We start from the raw sequence: 540 nt of genomic DNA on the forward strand, positions 1-540 counted from the left end.
CTTCTGTCAGGCCAACCTGCCATTGCTGTGAACAGCACGAGGTGCAATGCATGAACGGATTTCGACGGTTACTGGCCGCCAGCGTGGCCACGTTCGGTTTGCTGACATCAGCGCAATCGGTGATGGCCGCCGAGGCGCCGATCCATTTTGCCGACCTGAACTGGGAAAGCGGCAGCCTGATTACCGATGTGCTGCGGATCATCGTCGAGAAGGGTTACGGCTTGCCGACCGACACCTTGCCTGGCACCACCATCACGCTGGAAACCGCACTGGCCAACAATGACATTCAGGTCATTGGCGAGGAGTGGGCCGGGCGCAGTCCGGTGTGGGTCAAGGCTGAGGCCGAAGGCAAAGTCGTCAGTCTCGGCGATACCGTCAAGGGCGCGACCGAGGGCTGGTGGGTGCCGGAGTACGTGATCAAGGGTGACCCGGCCAAAGGCATCAAGCCGCTGGCGCCGGATCTGCGCAGTGTCAGTGATCTGAAAAAGTACAAGGACGTGTTCAAGGATCCGGAGGCCCCGAGCAAAGGGCGCTTCCTCA

General features: G+C 60.7%; 1 protein-coding gene. It reads left to right on the forward strand.

Going from position 1 to position 540, the window contains the following annotated elements; all coding sequences use genetic code 11:
• Positions 1 to 50: 50 nt before the first annotated feature.
• Positions 51 to 540 (forward strand): glycine betaine ABC transporter substrate-binding protein (locus BK660_RS30925; protein ID WP_311202921.1); only part of this gene is annotated, 490 nt, incomplete at its 3' end.

The organism is Pseudomonas brassicacearum (assembly GCF_003732265.1).
Lineage (GTDB): Bacteria > Pseudomonadota > Gammaproteobacteria > Pseudomonadales > Pseudomonadaceae > Aquipseudomonas > Aquipseudomonas brassicacearum_D.